The organism is Trichococcus pasteurii (assembly GCF_900112935.1).
GTDB classification, from domain to species: Bacteria; Bacillota; Bacilli; order Lactobacillales; family Aerococcaceae; genus Trichococcus; species Trichococcus pasteurii.
Map to the genome: position 1 here is coordinate 148,411 of NZ_FONM01000004.1, position 17,241 is coordinate 165,651.

16 protein-coding genes, 1 tRNA gene and 1 pseudogene are annotated in these 17,241 nt (G+C 46.3%); 16 read left to right on the plus strand and 2 right to left on the minus strand.

What is annotated here, in order from left to right; translation table 11 throughout:
* Nucleotides 1–8: 8 nt before the first annotated feature.
* The 10 genes and pseudogenes from atpF to BM184_RS05905 all read left to right on the plus strand — a co-directional run bounded on the left by atpF (nt 9) and on the right by BM184_RS05905 (nt 8,653).
* Entirely contained in the window at nt 9–512 is a 504-nt protein-coding gene (atpF, locus tag BM184_RS05860; RefSeq protein WP_177208563.1) for a F0F1 ATP synthase subunit B, read from the plus strand.
* Complete coding sequence (locus BM184_RS05865) at nt 505–1,032, plus strand: F0F1 ATP synthase subunit delta (RefSeq protein ID WP_086942574.1); 528 nt, start codon at nt 505–507, stop codon at nt 1,030–1,032. The genes atpF and BM184_RS05865 overlap by 8 nt, the downstream gene beginning before the upstream one ends.
* 22 nt (nt 1,033–1,054) lie before the next feature.
* Complete coding sequence (gene atpA, locus BM184_RS05870) at nt 1,055–2,566, plus strand: F0F1 ATP synthase subunit alpha (RefSeq protein ID WP_086942575.1); 1,512 nt, start codon at nt 1,055–1,057, stop codon at nt 2,564–2,566.
* Nucleotides 2,567–2,603: 37 nt separating this feature from the next.
* The gene (locus BM184_RS05875; protein WP_086942576.1) at nt 2,604–3,524 is read left to right on the plus strand and encodes a F0F1 ATP synthase subunit gamma; all 921 of its coding nucleotides are present in this window, start codon (nt 2,604–2,606) and stop codon (nt 3,522–3,524) included.
* Nucleotides 3,525–3,542: 18 nt separating this feature from the next.
* Entirely contained in the window at nt 3,543–4,976 is a 1,434-nt protein-coding gene (atpD, locus tag BM184_RS05880; protein WP_086942725.1) for a F0F1 ATP synthase subunit beta, read from the plus strand.
* Nucleotide 4,977: 1 nt separating this feature from the next.
* Nucleotides 4,978–5,403 carry a F0F1 ATP synthase subunit epsilon gene (locus tag BM184_RS05885; RefSeq protein WP_086942577.1) on the plus strand — a complete coding sequence of 142 codons (426 nt, stop codon included), beginning with the start codon at nt 4,978–4,980 and terminating at the stop codon, nt 5,401–5,403.
* Between the two features lie 275 nt (nt 5,404–5,678).
* Nucleotides 5,679–5,915: a DUF1146 family protein gene (locus tag BM184_RS05890; protein WP_233436831.1), complete on the plus strand. Its 237-nt coding sequence runs from the start codon at nt 5,679–5,681 to the stop codon at nt 5,913–5,915.
* Between the two features lie 118 nt (nt 5,916–6,033).
* Nucleotides 6,034–7,347, plus strand: a complete 1,314-nt coding sequence (gene murA / locus BM184_RS05895) for a UDP-N-acetylglucosamine 1-carboxyvinyltransferase (protein WP_086942578.1) — start codon at nt 6,034–6,036, stop codon at nt 7,345–7,347.
* 64 nt (nt 7,348–7,411) lie between these two features.
* Nucleotides 7,412–8,383: pseudogene (mreB, locus tag BM184_RS05900) on the plus strand (rod shape-determining protein MreB); the annotation flags it as partial.
* A gap of 81 nt (nt 8,384–8,464) precedes the next feature.
* Nucleotides 8,465–8,653, plus strand: coding sequence for a DNA-directed RNA polymerase subunit beta (locus BM184_RS05905; protein WP_245830665.1), 189 nt, complete (start codon nt 8,465–8,467; stop codon nt 8,651–8,653).
* A gap of 224 nt (nt 8,654–8,877) precedes the next feature.
* Here BM184_RS05905 and clpP read toward each other — a convergent pair whose 3' ends face one another.
* The gene (gene clpP, locus BM184_RS05910; protein ID WP_256213046.1) at nt 8,878–9,498 is read right to left on the minus strand and encodes an ATP-dependent Clp endopeptidase proteolytic subunit ClpP; all 621 of its coding nucleotides are present in this window, start codon (nt 9,496–9,498) and stop codon (nt 8,878–8,880) included.
* A 279-nt stretch (nt 9,499–9,777) separates the two neighbouring features.
* A tRNA-Arg gene (locus BM184_RS05915) sits at nt 9,778–9,849 on the minus strand.
* Between the two features lie 225 nt (nt 9,850–10,074).
* Here BM184_RS05915 and BM184_RS05920 point away from each other — a divergent pair.
* The 6 genes from BM184_RS05920 to gpmI all read left to right on the plus strand — a co-directional run bounded on the left by BM184_RS05920 (nt 10,075) and on the right by gpmI (nt 17,230).
* Nucleotides 10,075–11,169: an RNA polymerase factor sigma-54 gene (locus tag BM184_RS05920; RefSeq protein ID WP_143091115.1), complete on the plus strand. Its 1,095-nt coding sequence runs from the start codon at nt 10,075–10,077 to the stop codon at nt 11,167–11,169.
* A 367-nt stretch (nt 11,170–11,536) separates the two neighbouring features.
* Complete coding sequence (locus BM184_RS05925; RefSeq protein ID WP_086942581.1) at nt 11,537–12,574, plus strand: sugar-binding transcriptional regulator; 1,038 nt, start codon at nt 11,537–11,539, stop codon at nt 12,572–12,574.
* 39 nt (nt 12,575–12,613) lie between these two features.
* Nucleotides 12,614–13,615: a type I glyceraldehyde-3-phosphate dehydrogenase gene (gap, locus tag BM184_RS05930; RefSeq protein WP_086942582.1), complete on the plus strand. Its 1,002-nt coding sequence runs from the start codon at nt 12,614–12,616 to the stop codon at nt 13,613–13,615.
* 110 nt (nt 13,616–13,725) lie between these two features.
* Nucleotides 13,726–14,916: a phosphoglycerate kinase gene (locus BM184_RS05935; RefSeq protein ID WP_086942583.1), complete on the plus strand. Its 1,191-nt coding sequence runs from the start codon at nt 13,726–13,728 to the stop codon at nt 14,914–14,916.
* 26 nt (nt 14,917–14,942) lie between these two features.
* A complete protein-coding gene (tpiA, locus tag BM184_RS05940; protein WP_086942584.1) occupies nt 14,943–15,698 on the plus strand; it encodes a triose-phosphate isomerase in 756 nt (251 codons plus the stop codon).
* Nucleotides 15,698–17,230, plus strand: coding sequence for a 2,3-bisphosphoglycerate-independent phosphoglycerate mutase (gene gpmI / locus BM184_RS05945; protein WP_086942585.1), 1,533 nt, complete (start codon nt 15,698–15,700; stop codon nt 17,228–17,230). The genes tpiA and gpmI overlap by 1 nt, the downstream gene beginning before the upstream one ends.
* Nucleotides 17,231–17,241: the final 11 nt, after the last annotated feature.

Sequence of the window (17,241 nt, forward strand, 5' to 3'; positions counted from 1 at the left end):
GGATGAGAATGACAGCCAATCTCGTATTGGGAGAGATCACCGCATTAGGTGATACGATTGTCACGCTGCTGTCATTTCTGATATTGATGGCTCTTATCAAAAAGTTCGCATGGCAGCCTTTGATGAAGATCTTAACGGATCGGGAAGAAATGATACATGCGAATATTGATAAAGCGGCAAGTGCGCGAGAGAATGCCGAGAAGAAACAAGCTGAAGTCGATGCGCAGCTGATAGAAGTCAGAAATACAGCGAGCGATATTTTGAACCGGGCTCAAGCGGAAGGCAATGAAATACAACAAGAAATCATCAAAGAAGCAAAAGAAGATGCGCTACGGATCAAACAAGTGACCCAAAAAGAGCTCGAACTCGAAAGAAAACAAGCTCTTGAAGGATTACGCGCCGAAATCGGAGTCATATCAGTGGAAATCGCTGAAAAGATCCTCGGCAAGGAGATCAATCAAGCAGATCAACAAAATTTGATCGAAGCTTTCATTGAAGGGCTGGATGATTGATATGGTTAAGGACGGTAAAGCAATCACTACTGTAGAAGCCTATGTGCAAGCCTACTATAACCGCCTGACAGACTCGAAGACTGCGGATAGACTCTATCTCGATCTGTCGCAGTTGAAGGATGCCTTCAATCATGCAGACGCCGCTGAGGGCGAGAAGCCAAATCTTGATTTGGCAGTGAAGTATCTCGCTCCTGAGACGCTTCTTTTTCTCGAGGGACTCCAAGATAACCTTGATAACGAAGGTATCTTGGCTTCCGTCAAGGCGTTCAATGAGCTGTATGAAAATAAAAAAGTATTCGTGAATGTGAAGTTGACTTCTGCGGTTCCTTTAACAGCGGAACAAAAAACGCGCATCATGGACAAAATGGAAAAAAGAATCGGGGAAGCGACCTTCTTTGTGAAAGAGGTGGTCGATCCCTCGGTGATGGGCGGCGTCCGGTTGGAGTCGGAAAACCACTATTTTGACAATACCATCGCTACGAAGTTGAAAGAAATGAAGAGACATATCCTAAAAGATTAATAGGGTTGAAGAGGTGAATAATGTGGCTACTGAAAACGAAGATTTGAGTTCATTGATCAAAAATAGGATCAACACTTTTCAATCTGTATCAGAGTTTGAAGAAATTGGAAAAGTTACCTACATCGGTGATGGAATCGCACGCGCGAAAGGTTTGGAGAACGTTATGTCCGGTGAATTGCTGGAGTTCTCCAACGGTTCCATCGGTATGGCCCAAAACCTGGAGATGACCGATGTCGGTATCATCATTTTTGGAGCTTATGAAAATATCCATGAGGGCGATATCGTCAAGCGTACAGGCAAAATCATGGAAGTGCCGGTCGGAGATGCGTTGATCGGGCGCGTTGTGGATGCGTTAGGCAGCCCAGTCGACGGTTTAGGCAGCATCGAAACTACCGGTACAAGACCGGTTGAAAACGCAGCACCAGGCGTTATGGATCGTCAATCCGTCAGAGAACCTCTTCAGACCGGCCTTAAAGCATTGGATGCTTTGGTTCCGATCGGTCGAGGCCAACGCGAGTTGATCATCGGTGACCGCAAAACCGGGAAAACAAGCATCGCAATCGATGCGATCCTGAACCAACGCGGAAAAGATGTCATCTGCATCTACGTCGCAATCGGACAAAAGGAATCAACAGTCCGTAATATGACGGAAACCTTGAAAAAACATCATGCAATGGATTATACGATTGTGGTGACCGCCAGTGCCTCGCAATCCGCGCCTATGCTCTATATCGCGCCTTACGCTGCTACAGCGATGGCAGAAGAGTTCATGCACAACGGCAAACACGTCCTGATCGTATATGATGATCTTTCCAAACAGGCAGCTGCATACCGCGAAATGTCCTTGCTGTTGCGCCGTCCGCCAGGTCGTGAGGCGTATCCAGGGGATGTCTTCTACTTGCACTCCCGTCTGTTGGAACGTTCAGCAAAATTGAACGATGAGTTGGGCGGCGGTTCCATCACCTCCCTGCCGATCGTAGAAACGCAAGCCGGGGATATCTCCGCTTATATTCCGACGAACGTCATCTCCATCACGGATGGTCAGATCTTCCTGGAAAGCGATCTGTTCTTCTCGGGAATCCGTCCGGCTCTATCTGCTGGTTTATCCGTTTCCCGTGTCGGCGGATCTGCTCAAATCAAAGCCATGAAAAAAGTATCCGGAACGCTGCGTATCGATTTGGCCAGCTATCGCGAACTGGAAGCATTCACACAGTTCGGTTCGGACTTGGATGTTTCAACACAGAAACGCCTTAGCCGCGGCCGCAGAACCGTGGAAATACTGAAGCAGGACTTGCACAAGACCTTGGATGTCGAAAAACAAGTTCTCATTCTCTATGCATTGACGCATGGATTCATTGATTCCATTCCGGTGCAGGACATCGAACGATACGAGTCTGAACTGTTCAAATTCGTCAAAATGTCCTATCCAAATCTGTTCTCCATCATTACGGAGACAAAAGACTTACCGCCTACGGAAGACCTGGATGAAGCGCTGAAAGCATTCGCGGGCATCTTTATTCCGCACGTCGAGTAGATTGGTCAGCATGAACAGATAATATTGAGGTGATAATATGGCAGAGTCTTTAATAGACATCCGGAAACGCATTGCTTCCACAAAGAAGACAAGTCAAATAACAAGCGCCATGCAAATGGTATCTGCCTCCAAACTGATCCGCGCCGAGCAAAAGGTGCGGGGATATCAGCTTTATGCAGCAAAAATACGCGAAATCGTAACCCACATAGCCAGCACGCAATTATCTTTGCTTGAAGAGCATGGTCATGTGTCAGCGAGCGATCAAGTTTTGGTCGATTTTCACGATATGTTGATTGAACGCCCGATCCGCAAAACCGGCTATCTGATCATTTCTTCCGATAAAGGCTTGGCGGGAGGATACAACAGTTCGATCCTTAAAGCGACAAAAGATATGCTTGCGGTCGACCACGCTTCAAACGATGAGTTTGTTGTGCTGTCGGTAGGCGGAGCGGTCGCTGATGATCTCAGAAAGAGCGGCATCGAAGTCGCATTCGAAATTAGGGACCTGAATGACCAACCAAGTTTTACGGAAGTCAGCGATATCGTAGTGAAGGCAATCCAACTCTACCGTGATGGTGCTTTTGATGAGTTGTACGTTTGTTACAAACATCATGTCAACGCTTTGATCTCCGAGTATCGGGCTGAAAAAATGCTGCCGTTGACGGACTTGGATTCCCATGAAGCGGTCGGTTACGAAGTCGATTATCTTTTTGAACCGAATAAAGAAGAAATTTTGGAAATTTTACTTCCGCAATATGCGGAAAGTTTGATTTACGGCGCTATTATCGACGCTAAATCATCCGAGCATGCTTCCCGCATGACGGCCATGAAGAGTGCCACCGATAATGCGACCAATATGATCAATGATATGACGATTCAGTATAACCGTGTGAGGCAGAGTGCAATCACGCAAGAAATCACCGAAATCGTCGGTGGAGCTTCTGCTCTGGAAGATTAGAAAATGGGAGGAAAAGGCATGAAAAAAGGTCATATTGTACAAGTAATTGGGCCGGTAGTCGACGTTGGCTTCCCATTGGAAGAAGGTGTCCCGGACATCCGCAATGCGCTGATCGTACATAAGGCACCCGCAGCTGGGAGTAATGAAGAAGGGGAGACCATCGTTTTGGAGGTTTCGCTTGAACTGGGGAATGGCGTTGTTCGAGCAATCGCAATGGAATCGACCGATGGCCTGCAAAGAGGATTGACTGTCGTCGATACCGGTGCACCCATCAAAGTGCCGGTCGGTTTAGGAACTCTGGGCCGTGTGTTCAACGTGTTGGGTGAGGCAATCGATTTGAAGGGCGCTGTCCCTGCCGATTTCCGTCGTGAATCCATCCACAGAAAAGCACCGACTTTTGATCAGTTGAGTAGTAACTTTGAAATCCTGGAAACAGGCATCAAAGTCATCGATTTACTGGCGCCATATCTGAAAGGCGGAAAAATCGGTCTCTTCGGTGGAGCCGGTGTCGGTAAGACGGTACTGATCCAAGAATTGATCCATAACGTAGCGGAACAGCATGGCGGTATCTCGGTATTCACGGGTGTCGGCGAGCGTACGCGTGAAGGAAATGACCTATACCACGAAATGCAGGAGTCAGGCGTCGGCGAAAAGACAGCCATGGTATTCGGTCAGATGAATGAGCCGCCAGGTGCACGTATGCGCGTCGCCTTGTCCGGTTTGACGATGGCGGAACATTTCCGTGATGAAGAAAAACAGGATGTGCTGTTGTTCATCGATAATATTTACCGGTTCACTCAAGCTGGTTCCGAAGTTTCCGCGCTATTGGGCCGCATGCCTTCCGCGGTAGGCTATCAACCGACATTGGCGACAGAAATGGGCCAACTGCAGGAGCGGATCAGTTCCACTAAAGATGGTTCGATCACTTCCATCCAAGCAATCTATGTACCGGCGGATGACTATACCGATCCGGCACCGGCAACAACCTTTGCCCATCTGGATGCAACGACCAACTTGGAGCGTAAACTGACGGAACAAGGGATTTATCCTGCTGTGGATCCGTTGGCTTCTTCTTCCAGTGCGTTATCTCCGGAAATCGTTGGGGATGAACATTACGACGTAGCCACAAAAGTGCAACGCATTCTGCAACGTTACCGTGAACTGCAGGACATCATTGCTATCCTTGGGATGGACGAACTGTCCGATTCCGAAAAAATCACTGTTAACCGTGCAAGAAGAATCCAATTCTTCTTATCCCAAAACTTCCATGTGGCCGAAGCCTTTACCGGCGTTCCGGGATCTTATGTCCCTGTAGCGGAAACCGTCCGAGGCTTCAAAGGGATTGTGGAAGGCAAATACGACGGGGTGCCGGAAGAAGCGTTCCGCAACGTCGGCACGATCGAAGAAGTTCTGAAAAAAGCGAAAGAATTAGGCTATAAAGGAGGGGAATGAGATGGCATACCTGCAAGTCAATGTGGTGACGCCGGATGGTATCGCCTTTCAGCATCGCGCTAAAGCGGTGACCGCAAAGACAACGGACGGCGGCATTACGATCATGCCAAACCATACCCCGATCATTGTGCCTTTGGCGATCGCCGACCTGATCGTAACGCGTGTGACCGATGAGTTGGCGCAGAACCATATTGCCGTCAATGGCGGCATCATGGAAGTGCGTGATAACGTGGTAAACATCATTGCCAACAGCGCGGAACGCGCACGGGATATCGATATCGACCGTGCAGAAGTCGCGAAAGAACGCGCCGAAAAACGTATGGCAGAAGCGCGTGATTTCAAAAATGAAAAAGAATTCCAACGCGCGAAGATTTCGCTATCGAAAGCTATCAACCGTATCGGTGTTTCGAAAAACAAATCAAGCTAAAAAAGAGGCCATCGTTGGCCTCTTTTTTAGCTTGATCTGTTTATTTCCTGACAATTAATTAGTGGATGGGATAATATGCACAAATTATCTACAGAAATAGCCCACAATTTCATTTCGATGTATTGTAACATATTATTATACCTGATTAAGAAAACAAATGTAAACGATTTTCTTATTAAATTCTTAGGGGATGGTCAGACAAAAACGAGCTTCCTGGTTTTTTTTTCAAAATATTTATGTTAGTATAGTTTGAGAATATGGGAGGAGTGCGTCGCTTGGACATAACAATGTTTAACGGTATAATAGTATTGCTATCCCATATGATATTCATTTTCATTTCTTTCTGGTCGATGAAAGCCATCAGATTGGAGAAATGGATCAGGAAGGGGCACATACGCGAAGCACGAGTGCTCTATTTCTTTCTGTCGATTGCTTTAGGCTATACGGTAAGTACGTTTCTGCTTGAGTTGGTGACGACTTCGCGGAATATCAGTTACTTACTGTTCTCATGATCCGCTCACGGTTGCACAGTAGAGTGTGCCTGCACGGGCAGATCAGAGTTCCGTTTTTTTAAATAGTTGCATACAACCATACAAATGAGATCACATTTGACTTTCGGAGGGATTTTTAATGGAAAAAATAATTGTTCGCGGCGGTAACCGCCTTGAAGGAACAGTTAAAGTTGAAGGCGCGAAAAACGCAGTTTTGCCGATTTTGGCTGCTACACTTTTGGCAAGCGAAGGGCAATCTGTATTGACGAACGTTCCGATACTGTCCGATGTATTCACAATGAATAATGTTCTGAAACATCTGAATGTCGGCGTTGAATTTCAAGAAAACAACAACACCATCTTAGCGGATGCATCAAACGACATTAATTTTGAAGCACCATTTGCTTATGTCAGCAAAATGCGTGCATCAATCGTCGTCATGGGTCCGCTATTAGCACGTCTGGGGCACGCGCGCATCGCTTTGCCGGGCGGATGTGCCATCGGAACAAGGCCTATCGACCTTCACCTGAAGGGCTTCGAAGCAATGGGAGCCGACATCAAAATCGAAAACGGTTTTGTTGAAGCAAAAGTCGACAGATTAGTCGGCGCACGCATCTACTTGGATTTCCCGAGTGTCGGTGCTACCCAGAACATCATGATGGGCGCTACTTTGGCTGAAGGGACCACCATCATCGAAAACGTCGCACGCGAACCTGAAATCGTCGATTTGGCGAATTTCCTGAACCGCATGGGCGCTAAAGTGATCGGAGCCGGAACAGAAACAATCCGTATCGAAGGCGTTTCGTCCATGAAAGGGACGGAACATTCGATCATCCCGGACCGTATCGAAGCAGGAACATTCATGATCGCAGCCGCAGTCACGAACGGAAATGTGTTCATTGAAGATGCGATTGCCGATCACAACAAACCGCTGATTTCAAAACTGAAGGAGATGCATGTTGCTTTCCAGGAAGAAGACAATGGCCTGCGCGTTATCGGTCCACGTTCTTTAAAAGCAACTGACGTCAAAACAATGCCGCATCCAGGATTCCCTACCGACATGCAGTCGCAAATGACGATCGCGCAATTGGTGTCCCAAGGCACGAGCACAATGACCGAAACAGTATTTGAAAACCGCTTCATGCACTTGGAAGAGATGCGCCGTATGAATGCTGATTTCAAAGTCGAAGGGCAGACGGTCCTGATTCATGGAAATACTGATCTGCAAGGCGCGGAAGTATCCGCATCGGATTTGCGAGCGGCAGCTGCCTTGATCATCGCTGGCCTTGTTTCCAAAGGCTATACGCGCGTCACAAACCTATCGCATTTGGACCGCGGTTATTATGAATTCGATAAAAAATTGCAGGCATTAGGTGCTGATGTGGAACGTGTAACGGAAGATGAAAAGAATGTCTTCAGCGATGCAGATGTTGAAGCACTTTTCACAAAATAAGCCGGACAACTGTCGTCCGCAAGATAGCTGATGCTAAATGATGAATGTTTGAGAGGGGAACAACGTGGCCAGAGATATAGGAATCGATTTAGGTACAGCGAACGTACTGATTCACGTTAAGGGGAAAGGTATCGTCTTGAACGAGCCTTCCGTTGTCGCAGTAGACACAAAAACCGGAAAAGTTTTAGCAGTTGGGGAAGAAGCCTATATGATGGTTGGGCGTACGCCGGCAAACATCAGAGTCATCCGTCCGTTGAAAGGCGGCGTAATCGCAGACTTTGACATCACAGAAGCAATGCTGACCCACTTTATTGATCGCTTGAATGTGAAGGGCTTTTTGACCAAGCCGAACATTTTGATCTGTTGTCCGACGAACATCACTACAATCGAACAAAAAGCGATCATCCAAGCCGCGGAAAAAAGCGGCGGCAAGAATGTGTATCTGGAGGAAGAACCGAAAGTTGCGGCTGTCGGAGCCGGACTTGACATTTTCCAGCCGAACGGAAATATGGTCATCGATATGGGTGGCGGAACGAGTGATATCGCAGTCTTGTCATTGGGCGGCATCGTAACGAGCAGCTCAATCAAAACGGCCGGTGATAAACTGGATGCCGACATCATGAACTTCGTGAAAAGAGAACACAAATTATTGATCGGCGAGCGGACAGCTGAAAAGATCAAAATCACAATCGGAACCGCTTTGGAGCCTGAGAAGGAAGAGAAGATGGAAATCCGTGGACGTGACATGGTGACAGGTCTTCCGCGCACCATCTATATCACTTCCAAAGAAGTGTACGAAGCGATGCACGAGACCTTGGTTCTTGTCGTGGAGCAAGCGAAGGAAGTTTTGGAAATGACGCCTCCCGAGTTGGCTGCGGACATCATCAATACCGGAATCGTGTTGACAGGTGGGGGTGCCTTGATCAGCGGGATCGAGAAACTCTTCTCGAGCGAGTTGAAAGTTCCTGTGTTCGCTGCAGAAAAACCTTTGGATGCTGTCGCATTGGGAACGGGTATCCTCCTGAATAACATTGACCAGAAGAATCGTCCATCCAGCGGGCTTTTCGGATTATTGGCGCGACTGATCCAAAAAACAAAAATCAAAAAAGGAAGATAGGTGAGCGCTGTGAAATTTGATTTCAAACCTGTACTATCAACGGTGATGTGGGTTTTGATTTTCATGTTGATGGCCTTCATTCTGTTCGGAGCCGGTCTGATGGTCGGATATGGCGTCCTCGGTGACGGCAATCCGATGCTTGTCTTCAGCAGACAGACTTGGGAACATATCTTCAATTATATCCGTTAAGGAAACAAAAAAGGCAGACAGGAACGATTGCGTTCCGTCTGCCTTTTTTGTTGAATTAGAGGAGGGTGGTGGGGAGCCGGATCCTTTTCGCTGCGGACTCCCTTCAATCTACGGCTGTGCTCCGATCAACGACGGCCACAGCCTTGCTGCCAAACTACCACAAAACAAAAAGCGAAGACGATCAGCATCATTCTGCTGGTCGTCTTTGCTTTTTCCGGACATTCTTATTTCAATGATTTTGAGTTGACCATTACTTCGTCGATCAAGCCGTATTCTTTCGCTTGTTGGGCGGTCATGTAGTTGTCGCGGTCGGTATCGCGTTCGATGACTTCCATCGGTTGACCTGTGCGTTCCGCCAAAATTTTGTTCAGGCGTTCGCGTGTTTGCAGGATGTGACGGGCTGCGATTTCGATTTCGGTTGCTTGACCTTGAGCGCCGCCAAGCGGTTGGTGGATCATGATCTCAGCATTCGGCAATGCGAAACGTTTGCCTTTCTCGCCGGCAGTCAACAAGAAGCTGCCCATGGAAGCTGCCATACCCATTGCGATCGTCTGAACGTCCGCCTTGATGAAGTTCATTGTATCGTAGATGGCCAAACCGGCAGAGACGCTGCCGCCTGGAGAGTTGATGTAGATGTAGATATCTTTTTCTGAATCCTGTGCATCCAAGAAAAGCAATTGCGCGATGACAGAGTTCGCTGTGTTGTCATCGATCGGGCCGCTCAGCATGATGATGCGATCCTTCAGAAGACGGGAATAAATATCATACGCACGTTCACCACGGGATGATTGTTCGATTACTGTAGGGATTAAATTCATATGTGTTTCCTCCTCGTTCGTTTGAATGAACAGTTTTTCTTTACATGGTTTATTTTAACGCATTGGTCAGAAAAGGTCAATTGTAATGTTTGCCCAGAAGGCCAGCGATTTCTGATGAAATATACCTTAGTCAATCATATCGTTTCAGCCAGCAAATGTCCAAAAATAGATTTTGAAAATGCTTATCGGATTCAGGGCGGAAAATAAAGCGAATAAAAAAATCTCCTCTTCCGCTTGGGAAAGGAGATTTTTTTATTCGCTTTTGCATTCGGAAGCTGAAAACGTAGATGCATCAATAAAATAATACGTCTCCTGAGGGAATCGAACCCCCATCTCAAGAACCGGAATCTTACGTGATATCCATTACACTAAGGAGACAAGCAACATTAAAATTATAACCCATAGCGTGAAAGATGGCAAGGGGGAAATTCAATTTCGAATTATTCGGAATATTTGGAACGCCGTTTCAGATCATCAGAACCTCCTTGAATCTTCAGATACAACAATTTTGTCCCGGCTGAAATTAACCGCATCGGTTGAAAACGATTTCAATCGATGCGTGTGTGTGATAAAATGATTCTGAAAAGGTGAGGAGGGATTGGTGTGTCGGTTATATCAAATGTGCATATGGATAAGGAAAGCTTGGAGGAATCGCTGAAACTGGTGGGTTACGACAATGAAGAATTGTTCACTTATCTTCAACAAAAAGCGTTAGGCAATCCTCTGATCGAAGTGAGAATCAATAGAGAATTCGATGAACGGGCTGTAAAAGAGAAAACGGTAGTGTATAAGCCGGATAAGGACGATCCGATGGACACGGTTTCCGCCATGGATCAGGTATTTGAAGAAGTGCCGGCGTTGGATACATTTTTATTGGAGCAAATCTATGCAAATATGCGGGATACACCCTTGCGCGAGCTGGTTTTATTTTTGGTGGCTTTCATCAATCCGGAAGGGTACGTCACCATCGATCTGAATGAAGCAGCGGAACAGAAGGGTGTCGAACCGATCGTAATGCTGGACGCGTTGACGCTGCTGCATCAATTGGATCCCCCAGGTGTCGGGGCCCGGAATCTGCAGGAATGTCTGATGCTGCAGACGGAGCGCGATGAATATGCGCCGGAAATCGCCTATTATATTCTGGAAAATTACTTTACGGCCCTCAGCGATAAAAACTGGCAAGCGATAGCGGACGAGCTGGATGTTGAGCTGGCTGACGTGAAGGTGGTATTCGAGTATGCCCAAACCTTGGACCCAACACCAGGATCGGCATTCGGTGATGACAGTCTCTCTTTAACGAGACCGGATCTTTATCTGCAACTAGTGGATGGGCAGCTGGCGGTGAAATACAATGAGTGGGCTTCTCCGTTTGTCGTTTTCCAAAAAGACTACTATGAAGAGATGATGCTGCATGATGATGAGGACGTGCAACAATTCCTGGCAGCGAAGAAAACGGAATGGGAACTGCTGCGGTCGGCAGTGGCATTCAGAAAAGAGTTACTGCTTGCGGCAGGCGAATTGATCAGCAGCTTGCAGAAAGGCTTTTTCCTTGAAGGCCGTGAGTTGGAACCCCTCGATGTGAATCGTTTGGCGGAAGATTTGGCGATCCCGGTCACTGTCATGCGCGAAGGTGTCTTGGATAAAATGATCGAAACGGACCGTGGGACATTTTTGTTGCACCAATTATGCGGCGAATAGGCTCTAAAAGCGCTAATGATAAGTAAAAAGATGCGAAACGCTAAACAATAACGGGACATATATCGACCCTTGTGTAATGGTTGCTGTATCAAGGTTTTCTGAAAGCGTACATCTAAAAGACAATCGGATTATAGGTTACTCGTGATATATTGAACGAATCTATTTTGAGGGAATTCGAATTAATTTGCCAAAACGCTTGAAACGTCTAGTGTTTACTGTTAAAATAATGAAGTAAAGACGAGGGAGAATAGACGGAAGTAAAAAATATTTACAGTCTTATTCCATCTCTCCTGATATGAAATAAACGAGGACCGCCTAAGATTGCAGCGGGGCGAAAAGCGTCCACGTGCAAATGGAGAGGGTTTTTATGGAAGAGTCTATTTCAGTCTTACAGCAAATAGTCCCGGACATTATGTCAGTCCTTCAAAATCGTTACCATATTATGCGTAATATCCAAATGTACGCTCCAGTCGGGAGACGCGTCCTGGCCGATAAAGTTTCCTTATCAGAAAGGACTTTGCGGACTGAGACAGATTTTTTGCGGAAACAAGGTCTTCTTTCCAGTTCGAAGAACGGGATGGAACTGACCGAGGAAGGCGAAAATATTTTCCGTCAGCTGGAAAGGTTCATGCGGTTATTGCTGAATATGGATGCGAAAGAAAAGGCGCTAGCGGATTATCTGAACATTCAGTTTTGTAGGATTGTTCCTGGTGACAGTGATGAAGATGCATCCGTACTGGATGAAATCGGAAAAACAGCCGCCAAAGAACTGCATGCACTATTGCCGGCAGGCGAATTTATCGTTGCTGTTGCTGGCGGAAGCACAATGGCACGGGCTGCCGAACATTTTTCACCTGAATTGTCCCAAAACAGGGAGTTCATTTTTGTTCCGACGCGAGGCGGTTTGGGCGAATCCATGTCGATACAAGCCAACAGTGTCAGCGATCGTATGGCGCAATTGGTCGGCGGTGAGAACATGGCGCTTTTCGTTCCCGATAATTTGAGCGAAAAAGCTTATGCGTCCATGAAATCCGAGCCATCAATCAAACATACTCTATCCGTCATGAAAAAGGCAAACTGCTTGTTATATAGTATCGGTAATGCTAAAGTAATGATGGAAAGACGCAGGATGTCGCACGGGTTGATTTCGTCCCTGGAAGCGCATAATGCGGTAGGTGAAGCCTTTGGTTGTTACTTCAATGAGAACGGCGAAATCGTCTATCGATTGTCCCGGTTCGGACTTCAGATTGAAGACATCGAAAAGATCCCGTACGCGATGGCCATCGCAGGGGGAAGCACGAAAGCCAAGGCTATTAAAGCGTTCATGAAATATGCCCCGCATCAAACATGGCTGATTACGGATGAGGGCGCAGCTAATCTGATTTTAAAAGGGGTAACCCTTTAAAATAAAAATTTTGACTTATCCTAAGGAGGAAATCTCAGTATGACAGTAAAAGTTGGTATTAACGGTTTTGGACGTATTGGACGTTTAGCATTCCGCCGTATTCAAGAAGTAGAAGGAATCGAAGTTGTAGCAATCAATGACTTGACTGACGCTAAAATGTTGGCTCACTTATTGAAATATGATACAACTCAAGGCAGATTCAATGGTGATGTAGAAGTTAATGACGGATTCTTCACTGTAAACGGAAAAGACATCAAAGTGTTATCACAACGTAACCCAGCAGATCTTCCATGGGCAGAACTTGGCGTAGAGTTCGTATTAGAATGTACTGGTTTCTTCATGAGCAAATCAGGCGCTCAAGCTCACGTTGATGCAGGCGCTAAACGTGTTCTATTATCTGCTCCAGCAGGCAGCGACGTTAAAACAATCGTTTATAACGTTAACCACAACATTTTGGATGCTGAAGATGTTATCGTTTCAGGCGCATCTTGCACAACTAACTGCTTAGCTCCAATGGCTCAAGTATTGAACGATCAATACGGAATCGTTGAAGGCTTAATGACTACAATCCACGCTTACACTGGCGACCAAAACACTTTGGATGCTCCACATCCTAAAGGTGACTTCCGTCGTGCACGTGCTGCTGCAGAAAACATCGTTCCTAACACAACTGGTGCTGCTAAAGCTATCGGTGACGTATTGCCTGAATTGAAAGGCAAATTAGACGGAGCTGCTCAACGTGTTCCTGTTGCAACTGGTTCATTGACTGAATTAGTTACTGTATTGGAAAAAGCTGTAACTGTAGAAGAAATCAACGCTGCTATGAAAGCTGCTGCTAACGAATCTTACGGCTACACTGAAGACCAATTGGTTTCAAGTGATATCGTAGGCATGAACTTCGGTTCATTATTCGATGCAACACAAACTAAAGTAATGACAGTTGGAGACAAACAATTAGTTAAAACTGTTGCTTGGTACGACAACGAAATGTCTTACGCTTCACAATTAGTTCGTACTTTAGTACAATTTGCTAGCTTATAAGATCAAGTCTTTCATCTATTGAAAGCTGAATCGTAGAAGATAACAAAAGCGGGGAGGCAACGCGCTTCCTCGCTTTTCTTATGTAGATACACATATCAGGAGGCGACGTAATGACAAAGAAAGTTGTAACAGATTTAGATGTAGCTGGAAAAAAAGTATTGGTTCGTGCTGATTTCAATGTTCCTATGAAAGATGGAGCAATCACTAACGACAACCGTATCGTTCAGGCTCTTCCTACAATCAACTACTTGATCGAAAACAACGCAAAAGTTATCCTTTTCTCTCACTTGGGAAAAGTAAAAACGGAAGAAGACAAAGCGAAGTTGAGCTTGAAGCCTGTAGCTGACCGTCTAGCTGAATTATTGGGCAAAGAAGTCACTTTCGTTCCTGAAACACGCGGCGAAGCTTTAGAAGCTGCAGTTGCAGCTTTGAAAGATGGAGATGTTTTGGTATTCGAAAACACTCGTTTCGAAGATGTTGACGGCAAAAAAGAAAGCAAAAACGATCCTGAATTGGGCAAATACTGGGCTAGCCTGGGCGACCTTTTCGTAAACGATGCATTCGGTACGGCTCACCGTGCACATGCTTCTAACGTCGGAATCGCTTCTAACCTTGAAAGCGCAGCTGGATTCTTGATGGAGAAAGAAATCAAGTTCATCGGCGGAGCTGTTGACGAGCCTGTTCGTCCGTTCGTAGCTATCTTAGGCGGAGCGAAAGTAAGCGACAAGATCGGTGTCATCAAACACTTGTTGAACAAAGCTGACAAAGTACTTATCGGCGGCGGCATGGCTTACACATTCATGAAAGCACAAGGCTTGGAAATCGGTAAATCCTTATTGGAAGCTGATAAAGTCGAATTGGCTAAAGAATTGTTGGAGAGCGCTGGCGACAAATTGATTTTGCCTATCGATGCTAAAATGGCTCATGAGTTCGGCAACGATGGAGAAATCACAATCGCGAAAAACGAAGCATTCCCTGCTGACCAAATGGCATTGGATATCGGACCTGCTTCCGTCGAATTGTTCACCAAAGAGCTTGAAGGCGCGAAAACTGTCGTATGGAACGGACCTATGGGCGTGTTCGAATTATCTAACTTTGCTCAAGGAACAATCGGTGTCTGCGAAGCGATCGCTAAATTAAGCGATGCTGTAACAATCATCGGCGGCGGAGACTCAGCTGCAGCAGCAATGCAATTGGGCTTTGCTGATGATTTCACGCACATCTCAACAGGTGGCGGAGCATCATTGGAATACCTTGAAGGTAAAGAATTACCAGGTGTAGCATCAATTTCTGACAAATAAGCAACCTATCTTAAGGAGTGATTATATTGCGTAAACCGATTATTGCCGGTAACTGGAAAATGAACAAAACAGCTAAGGAAGCACAAGCATTCATCGAAGCTGTAAAAACTAAGGTTCCTGCTTTTGATAAAGTAGAAGCTGTTATTGGATCACCGGCTTTATTTTTAGAAAACATGGTAGCAGCTACAGAGGGAACTGATTTGAAAGTTGCCGCGCAAAACTGTTACTTTGAAGAAGAGGGTGCCTTCACTGGCGAAATCAGCCCGAAAGCTTTAGGCGACTTAGGCGTCGACTACGTCATTATCGGACACTCTGAAAGACGTGAGTACTTCCACGAAACAGATGAAGACATCAACAAAAAAGCACATGCTATTCTGCGTAATGGCATGACACCTATCGTTTGCTGCGGCGAAACGTTGGAACAACGCGAATCAGGCGTAACAAACGAGTGGGTTTCAGGACAAATTACAGCAGCTTTGAAAGATCTGACTGCAGATCAAGTGGCTAACCTGGTCATCGCTTATGAGCCAATCTGGGCAATCGGTACAGGCAAATCTTCTTCAGCACAAGATGCGAACGACACTTGCGGCGTAGTACGCGCAACTGTAGCTTCAATCTACGGCCAAGAAGTGGCTGACAAAGTGCGCGTTCAATACGGCGGCAGCGTAAAACCTGAAAACATTGCAGAGTACATGGCTGAAGAACACATTGATGGCGCGTTGGTCGGTGGTGCTAGTTTGGTTCCTGATTCATTCTTAGCATTATTGGAGGCTATTAAATAATGAGTAAAAAACCGGTAGCAATAATTATTTTGGACGGTTTCGGCTGGAGAAACGAAATGATGGGCAATGCGGTTAAGCTAGCAAAGAAACCGAACTTTGACCGTTATTGGAACAATTTTCCGCATGCAACGATGCTGGCTTCCGGATTGGCTGTAGGACTTCCTGAAGGCCAAATGGGTAATTCCGAAGTAGGGCATACAAACATTGGTGCCGGACGAGTTGTCTACCAAAGTTTGACCAGAATCGACAAAGCCATCATCGATGGCGAATTCTTGACGAACGAAGCGCTTGTCGGTGCTTACGATCACACGAAAGAAAATGATTCTGCTTTGCACCTTTTCGGTCTGCTTTCTGACGGTGGTGTGCATAGTCACATCAACCATATCATTGCATTGATCAAGAGCGCAAAAGAAAAAGGCGTCAAAAAACTTTATCTGCATGCTTTCCTTGATGGCCGCGACGTGGATCCGCACGCTGCACCAGGCTACATCGAAACAGTAGAAAAAGCGATGGAAGAAATCGGACTTGGCCAAATCGCGACTGTATCAGGTCGTTACTACGCTATGGACCGTGACAACCGTTGGGAACGTGTGGAATTGGCATACAACGCCATCGCACACGGCGAAGGCGAAAAATTTGAATCTGCGCAAGCTGTTGTAGAAGCAAGCTATGCAGATGGCAAAACGGATGAATTCGTCTTGCCGACGGTCATCGTCAAAGATGGCGAACCGATCGGAACTCTGAAAGATAATGATGCTATCATTTTCTTCAACTTCCGTCCTGACCGCGCGATTCAATTGTCGAATGCGTTCACGAATGAAGAATGGAGCAACTTTGATCGCGGGGAACGCGCTAAAAATGTGAAATTTGTGACGATGACTTCTTACCAAGATACAGTAATCGCGGACATCGCCTTCAAGCCGATCCCGATGACAAACGTTTTGGGTGAAGTTCTGGCTCAACATCAACTTTCACAATTGCGCATTGCGGAAACCGAAAAATATCCGCACGTAACTTTCTTCATGAACGGCGGACGCCATGAGCCTTTCGAAGGCGAAGGACGCATCCTGATCCCTTCACCGAAAGTTGCAACCTATGATTTGAAACCTGAAATGAGCGCTTATGAAGTGGGCGAAGCATTAGTGAAAGAGATCAATGACGACAAATACGACGCCATTATCCTTAACTTTGCGAACCCTGACATGGTAGGTCATTCAGGTATGTTGGAACCTACAATCAAAGCGATTGAAGCAGTAGATGAGAACCTGGGTGCAGTCGTTGACGCTATCCATGCAAAAGGTGGCTATGCCATCATCTTCGCTGACCACGGTAACGCGGATACTATGTCCACTGAAGACGGACAACCGCATACTGCGCACACAACCGTACCGGTTCCTGTGATCGTTACTAAAAAAGGCGTCACGTTGCGCACAGACGGCAAATTGGCCGATGTTGCCCCAACTATGCTTGATTTATTGAACGTAGAAAAACCAGCAGAAATGACAGGCGAATCGCTGATCGTTAAAGCATAAGCAAAACGGTT